Here is a 24615-nt window from a genome sequence, read left to right on the forward strand (position 1 = left end):
GTGTTGATCATCGACGACGAGGAGCCGACCCGAGAGGCGATCCGCATCCTGGGCGACTGGCCGCGCCATGGCATCGGCGAGGTGCTGGAGGCGGCGGACGGCCAGGAAGGGCTGGCGCTGCTGGAGCGGGAGCGGCCGGACCTGGTGCTGGTGGACATGAAGATGCCGGTCATGGACGGGCTGGCGTTCCTGCAGATCGTGGAGCAGGACTATCCCGACCTGTTCACGATTGTCATCAGCGGCTACAACGACTTCGACTACACGCGGCAGGCGATCCGTTCCCGTGTGGTCGACTACCTGCTCAAGCCGGTCAACCGCGGCGATCTCAACCAGGCGCTCGCCAAGGCGGCGGGCGTGCTGGACGCCCGGCGGGACAGCAAGCGGGACCATATTGACCGCGATATTGCGCTCAACATGTCGCTGCCCAAACTTAAGGAGAACATCTACCTGTCACTGTTGGCCCGCACGTTCAGGGCCGGCAGCAGCGAAGCGTACCTGCGGCTCATCGGCGCGGACGATCCGGGGACGCGGTTTGGCGTGACCGTGCTTCGCCTTCTGAATCTGGACGCGGTCGCGGCCGGACGATTCAAAGGCGAGACGGCGCTGCTCCACTACGCAGCGGCCAACGTCGTCGGCGAGTTCGCCGAGGCGGGCTTTTTGAGCTTCGGGCTGGCGAACCCGAAGCGGGAACGGGAGCTGATCGTCATCCATTCGATGACGGGCGGCTATCCCGAGGATCTCGCGTTTCGCGCCGCGCACTTCGCGCGCAAGATCGCACAGGGGCTGAGCGATCTGTTCGGCATCCGCACGGCGGCAGGGCTCAGTGGGTCCGGCGTCGCAGTCGGCGGACTGGCGGACGCTTACGGCGCCGCGGCTGAAGCGGCGGACGGCGCCGATCTGTTCCGCCGCGACGAGCTTCAGCCGTCGCCGCCGGCTGCCGAGCGCAAGGAGACGGGCGCGCCGGCGGTTTCTTTTGCTTCGCGAATGCCGCAGCTTCGCGCGGCGGTCGAGGCGGGCAGCGCCGTGCAGGCGCGGTCCGTCGTGCAGCAATATATGGCCGGCGTGCGGGAGCAGGGGCGGTTCAGCTTCAAGCAGGCGGACCGGCTGCTGGAGGAGCTGCTTTTTCTGCTCGGCGAGCTGGCGCTTGAGCTTGCGCTGCCGGCGCCTGACGCCGACGCGGGGACGGGCGGGGACGCCAAAGCGGCGAGTGCCCGCGGGGGCGGCGCGTTGGGCATCCTGGGCCTACTCGGGTTGTCCGCCGACTATGCGGGCTTCGACGAGTTCGAGGCGCTGCTCTGCCGCATCTGCGAGCGGTACGCCGAGTTGGCGCGGGCTGCGCTGTCGCCCGAACGTGCCTTCGACGTCGGGGAGATCAAGCGCTACATCGAGCAGCATTACTTTGAGGACATCAAAATCTCGATGTTCACCGAGCGCTATTTTCTGAGCAGGGAGTACTTAATGAAGCTGTTCAAGCAGCAATACGGCTTCGGCATCCACGAATACGTACAGAAGGTACGCATGGACAAGGCCAAGGCGCTGCTTGACCGCCCGGAGCTGAAGATCCAGGAGATCTCGGAGATGCTCGGCTTCAAGGATAAAAATTACTTCTCCAAGGCATTCCGCAACTACGTCGGCCTGTCGCCGTCGGAGTACCGGGCGCAGGGGGCGGAAGCGCCTTAAGTTCGGGGTTGGCGGGCTCGCGTTGCCGGTCGTGGGACCCGAGGGCCGCCATCGTGCACAATAAATGTGCACGAAGCACCCGCGCCGCGTCGCCGCCATCGCGAAGACCGCCATCGTGCACAATAAATGTGCACGAAGCACCCGCGCCGCGTCGCCGCCATCGTGCACAATAAATGTGCACGAAGCACCCCCGCCCCCGCCCCCGCCCCCGCGTAGTTCGGCCCGTCGCGGCTACCGCAACGCCTTCCTGCGAGCGCATGGCACAGGTACGCATAACTTCCCGCATTTGGGAGAAGGGTAAAAAAGCGAACCGCCGGCCAGGCCGCTTTTTTACCCATAAGAGATTACTTAAATGCATTGGGTTGCCGGCTGCGGTTATTTAATATAAGCATCGTAGCGCAAAATCACTTACGAATCGGGGGCAACATACATGCTCAAAAAGATTGCGGGCGTATCCGTCAGCGCAGTCATGATGGCCGGTCTGCTGGCTGCGTGCGGCGGCAACAACGACAACAATAACGCGGCTTCCAGCGGGGCGGCATCGGCAAGCGCTTCGGCAGGCTCGTCGGCGAGCGCCTCGGCCGGAACCTCGGACAAGCCGGTCACCATCAACATGTTCACGGCTTCGCCGGAGTACACGGACGCATTTAACGCCTACATCGCCGAATACAAGAAGGTCAAGCCGAACGTCACGATCAACCTCGAGATCATGCAGGCCGACTACAATACGGTGCTGAAATCGCGGATTGCATCCGGCAACACGCCGGACGTATTCCAGACGACGGCAGGCGGGGACATCGACACGTTCGCCGAGTACAGCGCCGATCTGACGAACGAGCCGCTCGCGGCAGCCATGACGGACGCCGTGCGCAGCAACATGACGTCCAGCGACGGCAAGGTGCTGGGTCTGCCGGTTAAGGGCAACCTTTTCACGCTGATTTATAACAAGAAGCTGTTTGAAGAAGCAGGCATCACCGAAGTGCCGAAGACGACCGCTCAGCTCGACGACGCGATCGCGAAGCTCGAAGCCAAGGGCATCACGCCGTTCGCCAACGCCTACAAAGAATGGTGGACGTGGAAGCACGTATTCCAACACTTCGTGGACGCCGCCGCGCTGGACGCCGGCACGGACGCCAAATCGCTGGTCGCCGACTTCATTGCCGGCAAGACGACGTTCAAGGATCACCCGGTGCTGGCCGACAACTTCTTCAAGTTCGTCGACACGACGGTCGCGCACGGTACCGACAAGCCGCTTGAGCGCGACAGCAACGCCGAAGTCGGCGATTTTGCCGCCGGCAAGGCTGCGATCATGACCGGCAAGGGCGCGTGGGACGAAGAAGCGATCGAGAAGATCGCGCCGGACATCCAGATCGGCATCATGGGCTACCCGGTGAGCGACAAGCCCGAGCAAGCAGTCATCATCACGGGCGCCGACCAAGCGCTGCGCATCAACAAGGATTCCAAGGTCGCCCGCGAAACGGTCGATTTCTTCAACTGGCTGTATACGTCCGACTACGGCAAGAGCTGGTTCTCCAACGTCGCGAAGGTCATTCCGCCGATCAAGGACGCGCCGCTGCCTGATCTGCAAATGCCGAAGGCGATGGATGAGATCCTGAAGACCGAGAAGTCCGGCGATCTGTCCGTCAACTACTCGCTCGACACCTTCCACCAGAAGTTTGGCGAGATCATGCAGGCGTATATCGGCAAGAGCAAGACGAAAGACCAGGCGATTACCGAGATCCAACAAGCATGGACGCAGCTGGGTTCCGCTCAATAAGGACGCAGCGGTATAGCGTCCTGCGCTAACCCGATGCGCCCAACCCGAATAGAAGCACGCAAGACTCAGCCCTCCGGGGACTGGGTTTTGCGCGTTTACGGACCTTATCTATTTAAACTGGATCTTAGGAGCGTGCCCCGGAAATGAGCAAAGCGATCGAGATTGCCGAAAACGGCCTGCATCTATATATCGTTGTGACGGATGAGGGAGATGCGCGGCTGATGCACTTCGGGCCCGAGCCCTACAGTCCGGGCGCGGTGTCGGACAAGCAAGCGCCGGGCTTTCGCCTGCTGGAGCTGCAGTTGTCCGGCGAAGACCGCGCCGAATATCACGGCCGCACGCATCGTGCGACCTATCCGGGCTTGCGCATGCAGTACCGGTCGCATAACGACATGCGCAGCGGTCCGGGCCGCAAGCTTGAAGTGACGCTCGCCGATCCCGAGACGGGACTCGAGGCCGTGTCGCACTTCCAATTCTACGACGGCATTGCGGTCGCCCGCTGCTGGACGACGCTCCGCAACGGAGGTGCGGCTCCGCTGGGCGTCGAGTACGTATCCACCTTTGCCTTGACGGGACTCGACAAAGAAGGCGCGCTGGATCGCGACGACAAGATGTCCGTCTCTATCCCGCACACCGGCTGGCAGAGCGAGCTGCAGTGGCGGACGTACTCGTTGCCGGAGCTGGGACTGTCTCATGTGACGGACCGCAGCTCAAAACGCATCTCGTGCAGCAATACCGGATCCTGGGCCGCCGCGGAGCATATCCCGATGGCCGTATTGGACAACTTTGAAACGAATACGCAGCTGTTCTGGCAGATCGAGCATAACGGCTCGTGGCACTGGGAAATCATCGACCAGTTCGATTATTTGACACTGCTCGTGAGCGGGCCGACCGAGCACGATAATCAATGGTGGCTCGAGCTCGCGCCGGGCGAGTCGTTCGTCTCCGTGCCGGCGGCGGTCGGCGCGACGCGGGGCGGCTTCGATGCGGCGATCGGCGAGCTGACCCGGTACCGGCGCGCGATCCGGCGGCCTAACGACGACAACCGGCTGCTGCGCGTCATTTTTAACGACTACATGAACTGCCTGTGGGGCCAGCCGACGACCGAGAAGCTGCTCCCGCTCATCGACGCGGCCGCGGACATCGGCAGCGAATACTTCTGCATCGATGCAGGCTGGTACGCGGACGGCGATTGGTGGGATGGGGTGGGCGAGTGGCTGCCGTCCAAGGAACGGTTTCCCGAAGGCATCAAATACGTGCTCGACTACATTCGCGGCAAAGGCATGATCCCTGGACTGTGGCTGGAGCTCGAGGTGATGGGCATCAATAGTCCGAAGCTGGCAGATGCCGACGACAGCTGGTTTTTTATGCGTCATGGCAAACGTGTCAAGGACCGCTCGCGCTACCAGCTTGATTATCGGAATCCGGCAGTCGTCGCGCACGCGGACGAAGTCATTCGTCGTCTCGTCGAAGACTACGGCGTCGGCTACATTAAGATGGACTATAACATCAATGCGGGCATAGGCACCGAGACCGACGCGGATAGCTTCGGCGACGGCCTGATGCAGCACAACCGGGCGTATCTAGCCTGGCTGGACGGCATCTTCGCGCGGTATCCGGACCTTGTCATCGAAAACTGCTCCAGCGGCGGCATGCGTATGGACTATGCCATGCTCAGCCGGCACAGCATCCAGTCGACCAGCGACCAGGAGGACTATGTGAAGTACGCGGCGATCGCCGCTGCCTCGCCTTCCGCGCTGACGCCGGAGCAATCGGCCATCTGGTCTTATCCGCTCCGCGAAGGCGACGACGAGGAAGTCGTTTTCAACATGGTCAACGCGATGCTGTTGCGCGTTCACCAGAGCGGCCACGTCGCCGAGCTCAGCCCGCGCCGCCGCGCGCTCGTCAAGGAGGCGCTCGACTACTACAAGACGATGCGCGCCGACATTGCCGCGGGCCTGCCGTTCTGGCCGCTCGGCCTGCCGACGCAGCAGGACGACTGGATCTGCTTCGGCATCCGCGCGGAGGACTGCGCCTATGTCGCGGTCTGGCGCATCGGCGGCGAGGCGGCCGAGATCGCGCTGTCGATGCCGTGGCTGGCGACGGAGACTGGCGGAGGCGCCGGCGCTTCCAGCAGCAGTACAGGCGATGCGGATGCGTTTGGCGGCGCAGGCCACGTGCAGGCGCGCATCGCGTACCCGGCCGCGCACGAGGGCAGCGCCGTCGCCTGGGACGCCGAGTCCGGCGCGCTGCGCGTGACACTGCCGCGGGAGCGGACGGCGAGGTTGGTGGAGCTGCGGTTAAGCCGATAATCATAAAGAAAAGCTGGTTGCCGCCCTTCGGGGCGGCGGCCTTTTTGCGTTCGCGACCTTTCTCCGCCCCAACTTTAGGCTTGCGAACATACAACGCGCAGCGAGCCGAATACAATAGTGAATATCTTCCGTTTCGGTCGACGGGAAGCATGAGGGAAGCTGAGGCAACGGATCCTTTTTTCGTGAAAGCGCAGCCAAATTATAAACGCATAAATTTGAGTGAGAAGGGGGCGGCCCACGATGAGTACGCGACTGTTGTCCGAATCGCTCGTCCGGGAGCGGTTTCCTCAACTGCGTTACGTGAGGATCCATACCAGCGCCAAGCAGACGGCGACGATCTATGCCTGGGACGATCAGCTGGAGCTGCACGAGGAGGAGCGGACGAACCTGCTGAAGTTTGCCGCTGCATACCTGACGCCGTTCGTATGCTTTAAGGTGAAGCCGTACGGACTGACAAAGGAGGATCGGGTGCCTGCCGCGCCGGAGGTGCCCGATGACATCAGGGAAGCCGCGATGAACCGCGGATCGGACCTGCACGACATCATCGACGTCGTGGACCGCATGCTGGCCGGCGGACGCATCTCGTTCGAGCGCTACGACCGGGCGAACGCCATCGTGTATCTGACGATCCGTTCGACCCTGCCGATCTCTCCGATCGAGCGGGAACTTATAGGGGTGTACCTTTATGAGCTGCTGCCGCTCGGGACGCAGTCCTCCATTCAGTATATATAGCTAGCGGTAAGGGGAGACGAGTCAGATGATCTCTCTGGCAGAATGCAGCGCGGATCCATGCGTATTGTCGCATGGGTCTTTTTATTATAAAAGGTATAAGATTAGCGGCGATTGGCGGACAAGTAAGCGCGCTTTTGGAGGACCGGCGTTCTTGGGGTGTTTTTCCTGGCCGAAAAACCTGCATTTGTACATGTATTTTTTGCCGACCAACGGCACTAAATGAAATACCTGCAAATGCGCAGTTAATTTCCAAGCACAAGCCGAAAATCCGGCTCATGGAGAGAAAAAGATGCACATTTGCATGTATCTTGTCCAAAATGGGCGAGATCGGGGAAATTAGATGTATATATGCAGGCTTTAGGTAGAAGGAGCGACGTTAGCGACGATAGGCCGACCAATCCAGCCGCACGCGAGTCCTCCGGCACAATTGTAAAATCCTTGTTATTGATCCTTTACATATCTTTTACAAATTAAGTGATCATCTAGTGATATCTTTTATTATACTTACTAAGAATGCGAACCGAAGGGAGAGCGAGCATGTTGAAAAGGAAGACTGGTTGGAGCAAGAGATCGTCGACCGTGACGGCCGCGGCGGTATTGGTCTCTCAGGTGTTCGGGGGATTCGGCCTGTTGGAAGCCGGCAAGGCGGCTGCGGCAGAGCCATCCGTTGCACCGCTGCATGTGCGGATTATGGAGACGACGGATTTGCACACCAATGTACGAGGCTACGATTATTTCAAAAACGCAGAGACGGTGGCGGTCGGTCTGGACCGGACCGCGACGCTGATCAAGCAGGCACGCGCGGAGCAGCCTAACTCGCTGTTGTTCGACAACGGCGACTTGATCCAGGGGACACCGCTCGGCACCTATATGGCCAAAGTGGACAAGCTGTCCGAAGCAGGCAGCGTCCATCCGATGTATCAAGCGATGAATCTGCTCGGTTACGATGCAGCGACTTTTGGCAATCATGAATTCAATTACGGTCTGGATTATCTGGACAAAGCGATTGCCGGCGGCAAGGACGGTTCGGGCGAGCAGCTCCCTTACGTCAATGCCAATATTTACGTGGACGACAACCACGACGGTATTGCCCAAGATACGGAGACGACCAATAAGTACGAGCCTTACGAAATTCTTACCCGCACGTTCAAGGACGAAAACGGCTTAGATCAGACCGTCAAGATCGGTGTCATCGGTCTCGTCACGCCGCAGATTATGGAGTGGGACAAGGCCAATCTGTCCGGCAAAGTGGTAACGCGCGATATCGCAGAGACTGCCCGTCACTTCGTGCCGTTGATGAAGGCGGACGGCGCGGAGCTTATCGTGGCGCTGGCGCACACGGGCTTCGACGCGAACGCGGTGGAGGGCGACCTCTCGGAAAACGACGTCAATGCGCTGAGCAAGGTGCCGGGCATCGACGCGATTACGTTTTCCCACACGCACAAGATTTTCCCGACGGCGAGCGACGCCTCGTTCGATGCTCTGTTCAAGGACCCGGCGACGAACCTGCCGTACAATTCGTCCGCCAGCGTCGTTAATAATGTCTACGGACTCGGCGGCGGCACGATCAACGGCGTGTTCGCGGTTCAATCGGGGTTCGGCGGCGCCAGCCTCGGCCTGATCGACCTGAAGCTCGTCAAGGACGGCGACGGCAAGTGGGCGGTCGACAAGACGAGTTCGCAGTCGTCCACGCGCTCGATTTTCCGGACGGAGAACAAGGTCAACATCGCGAACGTGGAGCCTGACGCAGGCGTTGTCGCCGCGGTCAAAAACGCGCACGAAGCGACGATAGCCTATACCGGGCAGGAGCTGGGGCAGACAGATGCGCCGATCAACAGCTACTTCGCCATGGTGCAGGACGATCCGTCGATCCAGATCGTGACGGACGCGCAGAAGTGGTACGTAAAGAAGTCGGTCGCGGGTACGGTCTATGAAAACCTGCCGATCTTAAGCGCCGGCGCGCCGTTCAAGGCGGGACGCAACGGGCCGTCCGAGTATACGGACATCGAGAAGGGTCCGCTCACGATCCGCAGCGCCAGCGATCTGTATCTGTACGATAATACGCTGAAGGCGGTTGTCATCAAGGGTTCGACGGTTAAGGAATGGCTGGAGATGTCGGCCGGCGCCTTCAACCGGATCGATCCGGCGAGCACGGCGGAGCAGCAGCTCCTGAATTCGTCCTTCGCTGTCTACAACTATGATGTCATCGACGGCGTCACTTATCAGATCGACGTCACCAAGCCGGCCAAGTACAAGCCGGACGGTACGGTCAACGACGCTTCTTCGAGCCGGATCGTGAACCTGAAGTACGCGGGCAAGCCGATCGACCCGGACCAGGAGTTCGTCGTGGTTACGAACAATTACCGCGCGAGCGGCGGCGGTAACTTTCCGGGCCTCAAGGGTTCGCCGCTGGCCGTCGATTCCCAGGACGAGAACCGTCAGGTGCTGATGGATTATATCTCGGAAAAGAAAACGGTCAGCCCGAGCGCCGACGACAACTGGTCGTTCGTGCCGATCAAGAGCAACGTCAACCTGACCTTTACCAGCTCGCCTTCGGCGGCCAAGTACGCCGAGGCGACGAACGGCAAGATCACGGATACGGGCACGCAGAACGCCAGCCAATTCGAGGTCTACAAGCTGAACATTCCCGTCGAGGTGCATCTGCTTGGCATCAACGACCTGCATGGCCAGCTCGATACGACTTCGATCGTAAGCGGCAAGGCGGCGGGTACGGCAGCGACGCTGGCGGCGTATCTCAAGGCCGCGCGCGCTAAGTACACGAACAGCTTCCTCGTTCATAACGGAGACTCCGTCGGCGCTACGGCCCCTGTATCCTCGCTGGAGCGGGACGAGCCTACGCTGGAGTGGATGAACATGATGGGCTTCGACGTCGGTACGCTGGGCAACCATGAGTTCGACCAGGGCGTAGCGGCGCTGAAGGCACAGCTCGAAGGTGGCGTCGATCCTGTCGGCGGCGAGATCGTGCACAAAGGCGTGAACTTCGACTACGTGAACGCCAACGTCGTGGACGAGAAGACGGGCGAGCCGATCATCGCGCCTTATGTCGTGAAGGAAGTCGACGGCGTAAAAATCGGCTTCATCGGCGTCGTCACGATGGCAACGGTGACCAAGGTGTCCCCGGAAGGCCTGAAGGGCGTCAAGCTGGTCGACCAGGCGCCGGTCGTGAACAAAGCGGTTGAAGAGCTGAAGAAGCAAGGCGTCAAAACGATCGTCGTCCTCGCGCATGACCCTGCAACCACGAACGCGACGACCGGGCTGACGACGGGCGAAGCCGCAGACCTGGCGAACAGCGTCGACGACGAAGTCGACGTTATTATGGCCGGCGACAACCATGCACTGGCCAACGGTATGGTGAACGGCAAGCTGGTCGTGCAAGCTTACTCCTACGGCACCGCATTCGAGGACGTCAAGCTGACGATCGACCCGGTGACGGGCGACGTGACGAGCAAGTCGGCTACGGTCACCACGACCTTCCAGGACGGCGTAACGCCGGACGCGGAGACCGAAGAACTGGTTAACAAATATCTCGACAAGCACCCGGAGCTTAAAAATCCTGTGGGCACGACGGATGGCTCTGTCGTACGGACCGACGCTTACAACAATGAAGCGCCGCTGGGCAACCTGATCGCGGACGCGATGCGCAGCGCCTTCCCGGGCTCGGACTTCGCGTTCATGAATCCGGGCGGCATCCGCGCGGACCTGCCGAACGGCGAGGTGAAGTTCGGCGATCTGGCCAAGGTGCAGCCGTTCGGCAACACGCTCGTGAAGCTGACGCTGACGGGCGCCCAGATCCGCACGCTGCTCCAGCAGCAATGGGGCGTCAAGGCGGACAGTACGGCGGACACCAAGACGCTGCAGATCTCGGGTCTAAAGTATTCGGCCAATCTGGCGCTCCCGGTCGCGCAGCGCGTCACGAGCCTGACCAAGACGGACGGCACGCCGATCGAGGACAATAAGGAATACACGGCAGTCGTCAATAACTTCATGGCTGCGGGCGGAGACAACTACAAAGTGCTCACTCAAGCGAAGGAATCCGTCGTTGGCCCGACTGACCTGGATATTTTCTACAAGTATATTGTAGATACGTTCAAGGGCGGGCAGATCACGGCCAAGATCGAAGGGCGCATTAACAATTCCAATGTCCCCGTGACGCCTCCGGGCAATCCGGGCACTACGACGCCGACTCCGACGCCAACCCCGACGCCGGGAGCGCCGGTTAAGGTGAGCGTAGAAGCGAAGGACGTGCCGAAGGCGGACAACGGCGTCGTGAGCTTGCCGGTGACGATCCCGGCCGGCGCGACCGAAGTCAGCATCTTGCTCCCGCTGAATATCGCGGAGCTGGCAGGGTCCGGCACGCAGGTGAAGCTTGAGCTGGACGGCGTGACGCTGTCCCTTCCGGCCAAGGTGCTGGAAGACGCGTCGAAGCTCGTCACGGGCGATGCGGCGAAGGACGCGACCTTGTCGCTGAATTACAGCCGTTTGACGTCCGAAGCTTCGACTTCGCTGCTCGCCGGCGCGCAAAACGCGAACCTGAACGTCAAGCCTGCGGGCGCCGTTGCCAAGCTCGGCCTCTCGGCTGTGACGAAGGACGGTACGACGGCCGGTACGCTGAGCGGCTTCGCTCAGCCGGTCTCGATCGCATTCAAGGTAGAAGGCAGCTCGAACGCCAATCTGACGAACCTGTACCGCATCGACGGCGGCAAGCCGGTCTATGTGAAAGCCAAGCTGCAAGGCGGCACGCTGACGTCCGAAGTGACGATGCCAGGCACGTATGCGGCGCTGGAATACAACCGTAATTTCGCAGACGTACCTGCTTCCTACTGGGCGAAGGACGTCATCGCGGAACTGGCGGCCAAGCAATTGATTGACGGCACGGACGCTGCAAACTTTGCGCCGCAGCGGCAAATCACGCGCGCCGAATTCGCCAAGCTGCTGGTGCAGGAGTTCGGGCTGGGTGCCAAGGGCGCAGGCTCCTCCTTCTCCGACGTGCAGAGCGGCAGCTGGTATGCTGAATTCGTGAACATCGCTTCCTCCAACGGCCTGATCACGGGCAAGGGCGACGGCAGCTTCGTGCCGAACGCGCCGATCACCCGCGAGGAGATGGCGGTCATGCTCGCGCGCATCCCGGCGCTGAAGTCGGGCGGCACGTCAGGCACCGCCGGCTTCAAGGACGGCGGCAACATCAGCGGTTGGGCGCAGCAAGCGGTCGGCAGGATGTTGGACGAAGGTCTGATGCAGGGCCGCGGCGACGGCATCTTCGCGCCGAAGGGCTCCACGACGCGAGCCGAAGCGGCGAAGGTCGTGCACGGCCTGCTGGCGACGGCGGAAACGGGCGGCGGTTTCTAACGCCGATCTCGCGTAATACGAAATACGGAATACCGCAGAGTTACTGCGGAAACATCAAGCTCCCGGGCGCTTCGGCCTCGGGGGCTTGGCGTCTTTGCGGGAACTATTATAAGCTGTAACGTAGAGGTGAGCGACATGCAGCCATTTACGGCGCGAGTAGTTGAAGTCATTAAAGCGATACCTGCCGGCACGGTGATGACGTACGGGCAAGTGGCGGCCGCGGCAGGCAGCTCGCGGGCCGCTCGGCGCGTCGTCTGGGTGCTGCATTCGCTGAGCGAAGCGCACGGTCTTCCGTGGCACAGGGTGGTGAACGCCAAAGGAGAGATCGCGCTGCCGGGCGACGAAGCCCGGTATACGCAGCGAGCGCTGTTGGAGGAAGAGGGCGTTCTTTTCGATGGAGATTACAGGGTGGATCTCGTGCAATGCAGGTGGGACGGGGCGACTTAGGAGAAGGAGGGGAAGCGGATGGCGGCGAAAATACTGGTCAGCGCCTGCTTGCTCGGTCAGCAGGTGCGATACGACGGTGGCGGCAAGTTATGCGAGGATCCCCGGTTTTTGCGATGGCAGGCGGAAGGCCGGTTCGTGCCGGTGTGCCCCGAAGTCGCGGGCGGGCTGCCGACGCCGCGGCCGCCGGCACAGATTCGGGGCGACAGCGTCGTAACCGAAGAGGGGGAAGACCTGACGGAGGCGTTCGACCGTGGCGCGGAGCTTGCGCTGCAGGCGGCACTGGCGCATGGCGTGGCGCTGGCGATTCTCAAGCAGAGCAGCCCCTCCTGCGGCAGCCAGTCCGTCTATGACGGTACCTTCAGCGGCACCAAGCGCCTTGGAGAAGGCAGGACGGCGGCGTTGCTTCGCAAGCACGGCTTCATGGTTTTCGGAGAGGATCAGCTGGAGTCGGCCGAGCGCGAGCTGGCGCGGCTTGAACGGGAGAGGGCTGAACCGGAACGGTGAGGATCGAATACAGGACGATGGAGATCGCCGATTACGACCGGATGATGGCGCTATGGCGGCGAATCGAAGGTCTGGCGCTGAGCGAGGCGGATGAGAAGGAAGAGATCGCGGCCTACTTGTGCCGTAACGAAGGTATGAGCTTCGTGTGCGAAGCGGAAGGAGAACTGGCCGGCGCGATTCTGTGCGGCCATGACGGACGGCGCGGCTACGTGTACCATGCTGCAGTAGATCCTGCTTATCGAGGCCTGGGAATCGCCCGTCAGCTGGCCTCCCTCAGTTTGGACAAGCTGCGGGAGGCCGGCATTGGGAAGTGCCACCTTTTCGTGCTTGCGGACAATGACGCGGGTGCCGGCTTCTGGGCAGCGACCGGATGGCAGCGCCGAAGCGGATTTTACGTGTATTCCCGGGACGTGTAGCGGCTCGAGGAGACTAGGATGCGGAAGGCTTGGCGCCGAAAAAGACGGCGAAATCGAGATATTTGTACAAGCAGTCCACGTCATGGAACCCCGCCTCCGTCATCCAGGCGAGCTGATTGTCCAGTTTGGCGTTGATATCGACGCTCCGCCGCTCCACGGATGCATCGATGGCGGATTGAGGCAGGCCGCTGGCGGCAATCTCGGCCAGCCATCTGCGGCGGTAGTACGCATCCGAGGCCGGCGTACGGCCCGCGACCTGGTCCGCGTTGACGAACACGCCGCCCGGGGCGAGCGCGCGGTACAGCTTTTTGAACAAATCCCGCTTGGACGCATGCGTCAAATGATGGATCGAGAGCGACGACACGATGATCTCGTAGCGTTGGGGCGCGAAGTCATATTCGGCGTAGTCGGCTACGATGAAATTGGCATTCGGGTCTCCGGCGAATCGTCCCCGGGCGACGTCCAGCATGCTCGCGCTCATATCGATTAAGGAGATTTGCGCGCTTGGCAGCTTGCTTCGCACCATCGCGGCCAACAAGCCGGTGCCGGCGCCCAAGTCCAGCACGCGAGGCGAATCCGCCCCGCTCTCGGCCAACGACAACGCCATGCCGTAAAAGTCGTCAAAGCAAGGAATCAGGCCCCTCCGCTGTTCATCGTACTGACTCGCGACGGCGTCAAAATGTTTTTTCACGTTCGGGTTCATCGCATGACCTCCTCGATTGCTAACTGTCTTTATCATAGTGCCATCGCTTCCCGCTAGGAAATATATAAAATATATTTTGTTTATAGTTGGTGACTATTGGGTACAAATAAAAGCTCAGTTTAGTCGGTGTTGCGAAAATTGGCGAATCCTGTCTGCCATTTGGGACGGCGATCGCCTATAATCAAAATGAATCTAAAAGGCTATGACGGTACATCTGTTCGAGGAGTGATCGCCAATGGATCGCGCATGGACGCAGAATGCCAGGTTCCTCATCGTTGACGACCAACCTACAAATATTATGCTGCTGGAGCACGTACTGCGCAGGGCAGGCTTCACGAACCTGCACAGTACGACGGATTCGGCCGAGACGGTGCGGCTCTTCGGGGAGCTCGCGCCGGATATTGTGCTGCTCGATCTTCATATGCCGGTCGTCGACGGATTCGACGTTCTCCGGCAGCTGAGTCCGCTGATCGGGGAGAGCAGCTTCCTGCCTGTCGTGGTGCTCACGGCCGACGACTCGCCGAGCGCGCGCAAAGAGGCGCTTCATCTGGGAGCCACCGATTTTATTACAAAACCGCTCGACGCTTCAGAGGTCGTGCTCCGCATCGGCAACTTGCTGAAGTCGCGTTATTTTTACCTGCAGCTTCAGGAGCAGAATCATACGCTCGAACGGCGGGTCCAGGAGCGTACGGCCGAGCTGGAGCAGGCCAAGCTTGAGATTCTGCATCTGCTTGCGCGTACGGCGGAGTATCGCGACGACGAGACCGGTCAGCATACGCAGCGCGTGGGACGCATGGCACGCGATGTCGCCGTCGCGCTCGGACTGCCGCAGCAGGAGGTCGAGCTGATCGAGCAGGCGACGCCGCTGCACGATATCGGCAAGATCGGCATTTCGGACGAGATTCTGCTGAAGCCGGGCCGCTTTACGACGGACGAGTTCGAGCAGATGAAGCGGCATACGCTCATCGGGGCTTGGATTTTGGAGACGAGCTTGTTCCCGGTGCTCCAGGTAGCGGGAGAAATCGCGCTAACGCATCATGAAAAGTGGAACGGCGCCGGCTATCCTCGAGGCCTTAGCGGCGCGAACATTCCTTTGTCGGGTCGCATTGTGGCGATCGTCGACTTTTACGATGCGCTCACGCACGAGCGGCCGTATAAAAAGGCGTGGACGCATGAGGAGGCGATCGCCGAGATTTGCGCGCAGCGCGGCGCACATTTTGATCCGATGGTCGTGGACGCCTTTCTCGACGTTTTGCGGGTGCCTGTCTCCTGTTGAGTGCGGGCGGAGAATGAGCATGATGAATAAACCAAGGTAAGCTATGAGTAGTCTGTGAGTGAGACTATAAGTGAGACTATAAGCTTGCTGAGCTCTGCCTATCGGCGGCGGGGCTTTTTTGTTATATTTGGCGGCGATTCGCGACAGGCAAACGCGCTTTCGGCGTGCAGGCTTTTCGATGTTTTGCGGGGCGTAAAACCTGCATTTATACATGCATTTTCTGCCGGCAAACGACACTTGATAAAATACATGCAAATGTGCAGGTAAATTCAAAGAACAAGCCGGAAATGGGGCCGATAAAGGAAAATAACTGCGCTTTGGCATCTATTTTGTACAAAAGGGTCGAAATCGGCAAAAAAGATGCATATTTGCAGGCGTTGCTGCCAGGGAGCGACGCGACGGCGAAAGAGCAACATGACGAGGAAAGAGCCACATGACGAGGAAAGAGCAACACGATGGCGAAAGAGCAACGAAGGCGACGATCGCCCAGCCATCGGAACGGCTGACGAATTAGTCATCGGCAGGCATTGCGCACAATCAAGTTTCGGATATTCGCCAACTTATAAAAGAGACCGTCAGAGCGATTTTTCTTGGCGGTTTTTCTTGGCATTTCGGGTATATTATCTTGATTGGGTGTTGGCGGCAATTATGTCTTGCGGATTACGGCCGAATAATCGAGCTGTTTGGAAGACGAAGCTGTATGGAACATGGAGCTGTATGGAACATGGAATGCCAAAAGCGGTCATGGCGGGCAGCCGCATGGTGAACGGAGGAGGATGTGAAACTTGTTCGATTGCGCAATTATAGGCGGCGGGCCCGCGGGGCTTAGTGCCGCGCTCGTACTGGGCAGGGCGAGACGGTCGGTCGCGCTCTTCGACGAAGGTAAGCCGCGCAACCGGGTGGCGTTGGCCTCGCACGGTTTTTTGACGCGGGACGGCACCTCGCCGGCAGCCATGCGGAAAATTGCGCATGACGAGCTGGCAGCTTATCCGAGCGTGCGCGTGAGGGAGAGCCTGGTGAAGGAAGTGACGCGCGAACCGGACGGCAGCTTCCGGTTGACGGATTCGGCGGGGGAGAGCTGGCGCGCAGCCAGACTGCTGCTGGCCGCGGGACTGAAGGAGCTGCTGCCGGAAATCCCGGGCCTGTACGATTTTTACGGCAGGAGCCTGTTCTGCTGCGCCTACTGCGACGGCTGGGAGCTGCGCGATCGTCCGCTCGTGCTCATTGCGGGCAACGATCACACGTTCCACCTGGCCAAGACGGTCTACAATTGGAGCAAGGACCTGCTTGTCTGCTCCAACGGCTACGATTCGCTCAAGCCGGAAGAGGAACGCGTACTGCGGGAGCGCGGCATCCGGATCGACCATCGCGAGATTAATCGATTCGTCGGCGAGGAAGGCCGGCTGTCGGCGGTGCGGTTCGCGGACGGCGAGGAGGCGGCATGCACGGGCGGTTTCATCGCCGAAAGGCTGCGGCAGGCGGCTCCCTTCGCGGAGCGCCTCGGCTGCGAAATGACGCCATACGGCGGCATCGAGACGGACGGCGCGGGCCGGACAAGCGTGCCAGGCATCTATGCGGCGGGCGACGCGACGTGCATCATGCCGGCGCAGCTCATCGTAGCCGCCGCCGACGGCACCCGTGCCGCAATCGGCATCAACGAGGATATGACGGACGAGGCGTTCGCTTGATGTGAAGGCCGATCTTGAGCGAGCTTAGTGGCGGAGCCGGGCCGAGCTGCAAGCGAGCGAAACTGCGGTTGCGTGAAGCTGAGTGAGCTGTCGGTTGCGGGAGGCGAAAAGCTAATTAGCCGGGTAGTAAGCGAGGAAAACGCGGTTGTGTGGAGCGGCGGGTGCGGTAAGCGAGAATGCAATGCTGATTCCGATTGCGATGCCGATGTCGCAAGCGCAATTTTTGCGGTTAGAGCACGGAACTGAAAGCAAAGGCGTGCTGCAAGCGCAAAATTTGCGTCTGCGGCACGCCGCGCTCTGATTACAGTTTGTGCAAGCGCAAAATTTGCCCCTGTGGCACGCCGCTCTCAGCTGAATGCTTGTGCGAGCGCAAAAATTGCGGTTGGAAGATCCGCGTCGCATGATAGCGGACTGCAACCGCAATTTTTGCGTTTCGAACGATTGACGCGGTTGGCGCTGCTCGCTCTAAATCCCATAACGTGTCCGGAGCGACGCTGCCATCGCCTCGATCTCTTCCGGCATCGGCAGGCGAAGCGCAGCCTCGGCGCCGGCGAGACCGGCCGGTGTCTGATGCGCGCGGATGACGTCTTTCACCGCGGCGGCGAATCGCGCGGACAGCCCGTTACCGACACCGTTGGCATTACTGTCACCTACGGCATTACCGTCACCATAACCATCGCCGCCACTGGCACGATCACCGCCACCGCCCTCGGCTCCCGCCCCCGTCAGCTCGGCTAGGCTCGCCATCCGGTCCGTGCCGACGTCCGGGTACGCTGAGGGATCCGCGCCTGCGGCCGCCAGCCCGTAAAACTCGCGCACGAGCCTTGCGCGCTCATCTCCTTCGCCTTCGGCAATGATGAAAGCTTGCACGTTGTAGGACTTCACCTGCCTGCGCTGGGCGATGCCGCAGAACTTGCGGCCCGCGATCGACAGGTCGAAGTCGCCGGGGCAGTAGGAGCCGACGATCTCGCCTTTGGCAGCCTCGCCCCCGAGCTGCCGGACGGCCAACCGTATCAGGTCGTACATTCGCTCAAAATCGCCATGGAACGCCATATCCTCCGCCCGATCCTTCGGAAGGATCAGCGACAGGTTGACGACGCCTGGATCGAGCGGTACGGCCGCGCCGCCCGAATTGCGGACGGCGACGCCGTATCCCTGGCCCGCCAGCCGATCCGCCGCTTCCCGCGCATATGGGAGACGGCTGTCCCGCAGGCCCATGACGAAGGCGCGCGGGTGCCGCCACAGATGGCAGACTGCCGTCCCGCCGGCGCCGGCCGCACGGCATAGCAGCTCGTCCAGTGCGAACGCATACAGCGGATCTACCGCCTCTAGCTGGTCCGTGCGGTCGAGGATCAGCAGACCGGCCATCCATGTGCGGTCGTTGGACGAACCGCCGGCCGGCGAATCCGCGGTATCTGCGGGCTCCTCGCGCCAGCCGATCCCGCTATCCGCAAGCTCCTCGTGCTCCCCGAACCCGTTATTCACGCGCCCGCTGCTCATAACGCTGGACGATGTCGACGATCACCTTGACGGCCTGCACCATGTTGTCGACGGACGCGAACTCGTATTTGCCGTGGTAATTCTCCCCGCCGGTGAAGATGTTCGGCGTCGGCAGTCCCATGTAGGACAGCTGCGAGCCGTCCGTGCCGCCGCGGATCGGCTTGATGATCGGCTCGATGCCGAGGCTCTCCATCGCTTCGCGGGCAATGTCGACGATATGAATGACAGGCTCGATTTTCTCCCGCATGTTGTAGTACGAATCCTTCATCGACAGCTCGATGCTGTGTTCGCCGTACGTCTGGCGGAACTCTTCAGCGATATTCTCCAGCACGTGCTTGCGCCGCTCGAACAGGCTCCGGTCATGGTCGCGCACCAGGTAACGCAGCGTCGTCCGCTCCACGTCGCCTTCAATCGATTGCAGGTGATAGAAGCCCTCGTAGCCTTCCGTAAACTCGGGCGCTTCTGCCTCCGGCAGCCGGGCATGAAAAGCCATCGCGATCTTGGCGGAGTTCACCATCTTGCCCTTTGCGGTGCCCGGATGCACGTTAGTGCCTTTGACGGTGACGACCGCACCCGCAGCGTTGAAGCTCTCGTATTCCAGCTCTCCGAGCGGTCCGCCGTCCATCGTGTAGGCATACTTCGCGCCAAACGCGGCGACGTCGAACTTGTGAGGCCCCCGCCCGATCTCCTCGTCAGGGGTAAATGCGATGCGAATGCGGCCGTGCTTGATCTCCGGATGACGGATCAGATAGGCCATTGCAGTCACGATCTCGGCGATGCCAGCCTTGTCGTCGGCTCCCAGCAGCGTCGTGCCGTCGGTTGTGACGAGCGTATGGCCGACATACCTGGCGAGGTCAGGGAACATATTCGGTGACAAAGCGATCTTGAGCGCCGAGTTCAACACGATATCGCCGCCGGCATAGTTGTAGACGAGCTGGGGCTTGACGTTCGTCCCCGTGAAGTCGGTGGCGGTGTCGACATGCGCCAAAAAGCCGATCGTCGGGACATCCGCATCCGTATTGGAAGGCAGCGTCACCATCAGATAGCCGTTGTCGTCGACCGACACCTCCTGCATGCCGATGCTCTTCAACTCCTCCTCCAGCATGCGGAGCAAGGTCCATTGACCCGGCGTAGACGGGCAAGACGGGCTGTTGTCGTTTGACTGGGTGTCGACTTGCACGTATTTCACGAACCGATCGATTAATTCCTGCTTCATGGCAGGCACCTCCTCAGGATGGCGCTCGTGCTGGCGCTAAAGCTGCATATGTTCACATCATAACCCAAATAGCGGGCATGGGAAAACAAAGCGAGCTCCCGTGCGCCGACGAAGCCGGACAATCCCCGCGATCCCCGCAATCCCCGCAGAGAGGCGCAAGTTAGGCCTTTACGCGCGTACGGCCCTCCCTCATAGTGAGAGAGACAGATAGAGGAGGCATTACCGGCATGGAGCAGTCGCCGTACAGATCTTTAGTGATCCGTCTCGTCCGAAACTATATCATCGGCTCGGTCGTCGCCGTGCTCGGCGTGGGCGGCGCGATTCTATCGGGCAGCTTGAGCCTGCCGCGTGTCGAGCTGCTGCATTTGCAGGCGATCCTGCTCATTTCTCTCCTGACCATGTTCGTCGCCGAATATTTCGCCTTCCGCAGGCATATCGCGCCGATCCGCGAGCTGTTCCGGTCGGAGCGGCCGGCTTTGGCGCAGATCGAAGCGGCTTATCTGAGGGCGCACCGTCTGCCCTCGCTCGCCGTGACACGCACGCTCGGCCCGCATCTGCTGGGCTTGTCGCTGCCCGCGAGCGCGCTGGCGCTGCTGGCGATCCGGCTCGGCTGGGCGAAGCTGCCCTACTACTACATCGGATTGGCGGCAGCCGGCGCGGTGCTCGTCGCTTGCATGCACGCCTTAATCGAGTTTTTCCTCACGGCCCAATCCATCCGTCCGCTGCTCGCACACTTGAGGGCGGCGGGACGCCGCATGTACGGCGCCGATATATCCCTGAGCGGGCGCGTACTCGTCTCGATTCAGCGCAAATTTCAGCTGAGCGCGTTTCTGATCGGGACATTTCCGGTCATCCTGTTCAGCCTGGCGACGCAGATTCGCTTGAACGGCTGGTCGCAGGATCTCGGTTACGACTATTGGCGGTGGGCGGGTCTCATTCTCGTGACGGGCGTCGGTTTTTCATCGCTTGGCGCCTGGCTGCTCGGGAGGGACGTCCAGCAGCCGATCCGGGAGCTGTACGAGGCGATGTCCGAGGTGCAGGCCGGCAGGCTGCACACTTCCGCGTCCGACCTGTACTCGGACGAGTTCGCCAGGTTGACGGCGGGCTTCAACGGCATGGTCGAAGGACTGCGGTCGCGGGAGCGGATGAACGCGCAGCTGCTGCAGAGCTATTACGCTACCCTGGCTGCGGCGCTGGATGCCCGCGATGCGTATACGGCCGGCCATTCGCAGCGCGTAGCCGAGTACAGCTCGGTCATCGGACGGGCGGCGGGCCTCTCCGCCGACGAGCTCGACGTGCTTCGCAAGTCGGCGCTGCTCCACGACATCGGCAAGATCGGCGTCCGCGACAGCGTGCTGCTCAAGGAGGGCAAGCTGACGGACGAGGAGTTCGAGCAGATCAAGCAGCACCCCGTGCTGGGAGAAAACATTCTGCTGCAGGTCGAGCCCCGCGAAGCGATGGCGCCGCTGCTGCCCGGCGTGCGTTCGCATCATGAGCGCTACGACGGCCGCGGCTACCCGGACGGTCTAAGCGGCGAAGGAATCCCGGCGGCCGGCCGCATCATCGCGGTAGCGGATGCGTTCGACGCGATGACCTCGGACAGGCCTTATCGCAAGGGGATGCCGTTCGGCAAAGCCTTTGCCATTCTCGAAGAAGGCGGGGGCACGCAGTGGGACCCCGTGTACGTCGAGCTTTTCGTTTCCCGCATGCGGGGGAGCTGAGCTTGGCCTGTTGAAAACAACGTCAAAGACCGCCCGGGCGTTCGCCTCGGGCGGTCTTTGACGTCTCAACGCAATGTCTTAGCCTAGATGCCGGTTATCTCCCCGGCATCTTAGCCGTGTCCATATAGAGCACGTTCCACCGGTGCCCGTCCGGATCGGCGAAGCCGCAGCCGTACATCCAGCCCTGGCTCTCCCCGGGCTTGCCGTACACTTCGCCGCCCGCGGCTGCAGCCTTGGCAGCCAGCTCGTCCACTTCCTCGCGGCTATCCGCCCCGATCGAGAGCAGCACCTCCGCCGCAGCGCGGGCATCCGAGGCGCCGCTCGAAACAAAGCCTGCGAACGTCTCTTCGGGAAATATCATCACGACGACCGCAGGGTTGCCGGCCAATAGACTGACGGCAGAATCGCCGCCCGGGAAATTAGGATTAAACGTGAAGCCGATATCGCGATAAAACTGTCTGGTGCGTGCCAGATCCTTGCTGGGCAGGTTGATCCACAATTCCTTGGTCATAGCTGTCTCCTCCATGGCTCGCGGCCGATTCGTTCGAAGCTTGTCCGCCTGCCTCAAGCCTCTCGTCCATCCTCATTTTAGCATGCGCCCGCCGCCGGGATTTCTCGTCGATTGCTCAAATCCCAACGTTTTTCCCAAAATACGCATTCGCCCGCTTGACGTTGTCATCGGAGTGTTATATGGTTAGTTACATAAGTAATTAACCAATGTGGTGGTGAGGTAACGATGAGCTTCCTGATCGACGACAGCCGTCCGATATTCGTGCAAATCGCCGAGCGCATCGAGAACGACATTATCGAAGGCGCGCTGCCCGAGGAATCCCAGGTGCCGTCGACCAATCAGTTCGCGGCATTCTACCAGATCAATCCGGCGACGGCTGCCAAGGGCGTCAATCTGTTGACGGAGCAAGGCATTCTCTACAAGAAGAGAGGGATCGGCATGTTCGTGGCGGCGGGAGCGAAGGCGAGACTGGTCGAGAAGCGCAAGGAGCAGTTCTTCGAACAATATGTCGTGGCGATGATGCGGGAAGCGGAGAAGCTCGGCATTACGCAGGATCAGCTCGCGGACATGGTCCGCAAGGGAGGGAACAAGTCATGAGCGCGATCGTGAAGGTAACGAACCTGACCAAGTCCTACGGCGGCATCGCGGCGGTCCGCGGCGTGAGCTTCGAGCTGGAGGAGAACAAGATCTACGGGCTTCTCGGCCGCAACGGCGCCGGCAAGACGACGATCATGCACATGCTGACGGCGCAGCAGTTCGCGTCCGGCGGCGACATTCAAGTGTTCGGCGAGAGACCGTTCGAGAACGAGTCGGTTCTGCGGCGCGTCTGCTTCATCAAGGAGAGCCAGAAGTACCCGTCGATGTTCACGGTGAAGGACGTGCTGGAGGTATCCGCCTTGCTGCATCCGAACTGGGACGCGGCGCTCGCGGCCGAACTGGCCGAAGCGTTCGGGCTCCCGATGAAGCGGAAGATGCAGAAGCTGTCCCGGGGCATGCTGTCCGCCGCCGGCGTGGTCGTCGGGCTGGCCAGCCGGGCGCCGCTGACGATTTTCGACGAGCCGTATCTCGGGCTGGACGCCGTCGCGCGCACCTTGTTCTACGACCGGCTGCTGGAGGACTACGCCGAACATCCGCGCACCGTCATTCTGTCGACGCATTTGATCGACGAGGTGAGCCGCTTGCTGGAGCACGTCCTGTTGATCGATCAAGGCAAGCTGCTGCTGGACCGGGACGTGGAAGGGCTGTCCGGGATGGCCTATACCGTCGTGGGCGCCGCCGCCAGAATCGATGCGTTCGTGTCGGGGAAAAAGGTGCTGTCGCGGGATGCGATGGGCGCGATCGCTTCGGCTACGGTCATGGGAGAGGCGAGCCCGCAAGAGCGCAGGGCCGCCGCGGAGCGCGGTCTGGAGTTCGCGCCGGTGTCGCTTCAACAGCTGATCGTGCATCTGACGGGCGGCAAAAAAGAGGAAAGGGAGGCGGTCTCGTCATGAATATCGTCCAACGCGGAAGAATGAAGGCGGTCACGTCCACGATTCTGAAGGACAAATTCAGCTGGTTCCTGCTGCCCTGGATCATTTCCGGATCGAGCTTCGTCGTTAATCTGATCACCGCCTACTTCGCTAAGGAAGACATCACGACGGGCGGCGTCGCGTCCTTGTACATCTACATGCTCGCGGCAGGCATCATGTCGGTGTCCAATACTTTGCCCTTCTTGCTTGGCTTCAGCGTCCGCAGGACCGATTATTTCTGGGGCACGGGGGGCGCGATCGGCCTGGTGGGCGTCATCTGCGCGGCCGGCTTGACCTTGCTGTCGTACATCGAGAGCGCTTGGACAGACGGCTGGGGCGTCGGACTCTACTTCTTCCACCTGCCCTATATCAGCGAAGGCTCCGCACCCGTTCAGTTCCTGGTCTACTTCCTGCTGATCGTCTTCTTATTCTACCTCGGCTTCCTGATCGCCTGCGTCGCCAAGCGGTTCGGCAAAAACGGGATGTTCATCCTCTCCATCGCCGTCCTCGCGATCGGCACGGTCTGGAGCTACGTCATGACGCAGCAAGGCTGGTGGATCGACCTCGGCCACTGGCTGGCGGACCGCACGATGCTCGAGATCGCCGGCGGCACCGCACCGCTGACGCTCCTGTGCATGGCGATCTCCTACGCGCTGCTGCGCCGCACGGCCGTCTGACCCGTCAGGCGGGAGGCAGCTCCCGCAGGCTGGGCGACAAGTGAACATGCGCCACGCCTTCGCGGCACAATCCATACGGCTCCCATCTGCAATCGCGGCAGAGGGAGCCGATGTCGTTCGGCCCGACTCGTATTGCGACGGCGGCTATGACGTCCGCCCATGCGCGGCGCTCCCCGATCGCGATGCCGATTTGCCGCGCAATCTCTTCATCCTTCCGGTACACGCTCGCATTTTCGCAATGCGGCTCCTGGTCCTCGGGAAACGCGGCGCAGATGTCGTCGGGCCCGAGGATCAGCTCGATCTCCGTTTCGGGCTCCGTCCGGAGCCGCTCGTACACGCGCGTCATGTTCGCGCAAAAACCTTCCGAATATCCTTTTCCCCGGTAACCCAACAGGCAGAGCAGATGATGCCCGCGTAGCTTGATTGTCATGTGTTCGTCATTCCTTTGACTAATTTGTTAACCCTAATTATAACGGTTGGTTAACAATGATGCATGCTTGTCGGCGGAGCGGAATGGCAGATGACTATTATAGTCAATTTACTTTACTAAATTACCATCTCATGCTATCCTTCAAGTAGT

General features: G+C 60.9%; 19 protein-coding genes. 14 read left to right on the forward strand and 5 right to left on the reverse strand.

Annotated features, from left to right (window positions below; translation table 11 throughout):
* From ACFSR7_RS18140 to ACFSR7_RS18175, 8 genes are all read left to right on the forward strand, one after another.
* Complete coding sequence (locus ACFSR7_RS18140) at positions 1–1680, forward strand: response regulator transcription factor (RefSeq protein WP_378164631.1); 1680 nt, start codon at positions 1–3, stop codon at positions 1678–1680.
* Between the two features lie 430 nt (positions 1681–2110).
* Positions 2111–3457, forward strand: a complete 1347-nt coding sequence (locus tag ACFSR7_RS18145; protein ID WP_378163947.1) for a type 2 periplasmic-binding domain-containing protein — start codon at positions 2111–2113, stop codon at positions 3455–3457.
* 143 nt (positions 3458–3600) lie between these two features.
* Positions 3601–5769, forward strand: coding sequence for a glycoside hydrolase family 36 protein (locus ACFSR7_RS18150; protein ID WP_378163949.1), 2169 nt, complete (start codon positions 3601–3603; stop codon positions 5767–5769).
* Between the two features lie 240 nt (positions 5770–6009).
* Complete coding sequence (locus ACFSR7_RS18155; RefSeq protein WP_378163951.1) at positions 6010–6501, forward strand: hypothetical protein; 492 nt, start codon at positions 6010–6012, stop codon at positions 6499–6501.
* Between the two features lie 537 nt (positions 6502–7038).
* Positions 7039–11868, forward strand: coding sequence for a bifunctional 2',3'-cyclic-nucleotide 2'-phosphodiesterase/3'-nucleotidase (locus ACFSR7_RS18160; RefSeq protein ID WP_378163953.1), 4830 nt, complete (start codon positions 7039–7041; stop codon positions 11866–11868).
* Positions 11869–12003: 135 nt separating this feature from the next.
* Positions 12004–12315 carry an MGMT family protein gene (locus tag ACFSR7_RS18165; protein ID WP_378163955.1) on the forward strand — a complete coding sequence of 104 codons (312 nt, stop codon included), beginning with the start codon at positions 12004–12006 and terminating at the stop codon, positions 12313–12315.
* A gap of 18 nt (positions 12316–12333) precedes the next feature.
* A complete protein-coding gene (locus ACFSR7_RS18170) occupies positions 12334–12819 on the forward strand; it encodes a 2-thiouracil desulfurase family protein (protein WP_378163957.1) in 486 nt (161 codons plus the stop codon).
* On the forward strand, positions 12816–13235 hold the full coding sequence (locus tag ACFSR7_RS18175; RefSeq protein WP_378163959.1) for a GNAT family N-acetyltransferase: 420 nt from the start codon (positions 12816–12818) through the stop codon (positions 13233–13235). The genes ACFSR7_RS18170 and ACFSR7_RS18175 overlap by 4 nt, the downstream gene beginning before the upstream one ends.
* Positions 13236–13248: 13 nt before the next feature.
* Here ACFSR7_RS18175 and ACFSR7_RS18180 read toward each other — a convergent pair whose 3' ends face one another.
* Positions 13249–13938, reverse strand: a complete 690-nt coding sequence (locus ACFSR7_RS18180; RefSeq protein WP_378163961.1) for a class I SAM-dependent methyltransferase — start codon at positions 13936–13938, stop codon at positions 13249–13251.
* Positions 13939–14173: 235 nt separating this feature from the next.
* On the opposite strand from ACFSR7_RS18180, the gene ACFSR7_RS18185 reads away from it, so the two are divergent.
* Positions 14174–15214 carry an HD domain-containing phosphohydrolase gene (locus ACFSR7_RS18185; RefSeq protein WP_378163963.1) on the forward strand — a complete coding sequence of 347 codons (1041 nt, stop codon included), beginning with the start codon at positions 14174–14176 and terminating at the stop codon, positions 15212–15214.
* A 785-nt stretch (positions 15215–15999) separates the two neighbouring features.
* A complete protein-coding gene (locus ACFSR7_RS18190) occupies positions 16000–16902 on the forward strand; it encodes an NAD(P)/FAD-dependent oxidoreductase (RefSeq protein ID WP_378163965.1) in 903 nt (300 codons plus the stop codon).
* Positions 16903–17367: 465 nt separating this feature from the next.
* On the opposite strand, the gene ACFSR7_RS18195 is transcribed toward ACFSR7_RS18190, so the two are convergent.
* Together ACFSR7_RS18195 and pepT are read right to left on the reverse strand one after the other, a co-directional pair.
* The gene (locus ACFSR7_RS18195; RefSeq protein ID WP_378164633.1) at positions 17368–18270 is read right to left on the reverse strand and encodes a lipoate--protein ligase family protein; all 903 of its coding nucleotides are present in this window, start codon (positions 18268–18270) and stop codon (positions 17368–17370) included.
* Between the two features lie 109 nt (positions 18271–18379).
* Positions 18380–19618, reverse strand: a complete 1239-nt coding sequence (gene pepT, locus ACFSR7_RS18200; protein WP_378163967.1) for a peptidase T — start codon at positions 19616–19618, stop codon at positions 18380–18382.
* Positions 19619–19845: 227 nt separating this feature from the next.
* Between pepT and ACFSR7_RS18205 the strand changes: the two genes are divergently transcribed.
* On the forward strand, positions 19846–21339 hold the full coding sequence (locus ACFSR7_RS18205) for an HD domain-containing phosphohydrolase (RefSeq protein WP_378163969.1): 1494 nt from the start codon (positions 19846–19848) through the stop codon (positions 21337–21339).
* A gap of 94 nt (positions 21340–21433) precedes the next feature.
* Here the strand turns inward: ACFSR7_RS18205 and ACFSR7_RS18210 are convergent, their stop codons facing one another.
* A complete protein-coding gene (locus ACFSR7_RS18210; RefSeq protein ID WP_378163971.1) occupies positions 21434–21850 on the reverse strand; it encodes a VOC family protein in 417 nt (138 codons plus the stop codon).
* 225 nt (positions 21851–22075) lie between these two features.
* Between ACFSR7_RS18210 and ACFSR7_RS18215 the strand changes: the two genes are divergently transcribed.
* From ACFSR7_RS18215 to ACFSR7_RS18225, 3 genes are read left to right on the forward strand one after another with little or no spacing between them, the layout of a single operon-like run.
* Positions 22076–22447 (forward strand): GntR family transcriptional regulator, encoded by a 372-nt coding sequence (locus ACFSR7_RS18215; RefSeq protein ID WP_378163973.1) that lies wholly within the window; start codon positions 22076–22078, stop codon positions 22445–22447.
* A complete protein-coding gene (locus ACFSR7_RS18220) occupies positions 22444–23340 on the forward strand; it encodes an ABC transporter ATP-binding protein (protein WP_378163975.1) in 897 nt (298 codons plus the stop codon). The genes ACFSR7_RS18215 and ACFSR7_RS18220 overlap by 4 nt, the downstream gene beginning before the upstream one ends.
* Complete coding sequence (locus tag ACFSR7_RS18225; protein WP_378163977.1) at positions 23337–24035, forward strand: hypothetical protein; 699 nt, start codon at positions 23337–23339, stop codon at positions 24033–24035. The genes ACFSR7_RS18220 and ACFSR7_RS18225 overlap by 4 nt, the downstream gene beginning before the upstream one ends.
* Before the next feature lie 4 nt (positions 24036–24039).
* Here the strand turns inward: ACFSR7_RS18225 and ACFSR7_RS18230 are convergent, their stop codons facing one another.
* Positions 24040–24465 carry a DUF1284 domain-containing protein gene (locus tag ACFSR7_RS18230; RefSeq protein WP_378163979.1) on the reverse strand — a complete coding sequence of 142 codons (426 nt, stop codon included), beginning with the start codon at positions 24463–24465 and terminating at the stop codon, positions 24040–24042.
* Positions 24466–24615: the final 150 nt, after the last annotated feature.

Origin of the sequence: Cohnella sp. GCM10020058, assembly GCF_042683485.1 — a bacterium.
GTDB lineage: Bacteria > Bacillota > Bacilli > Paenibacillales > Paenibacillaceae > Cohnella.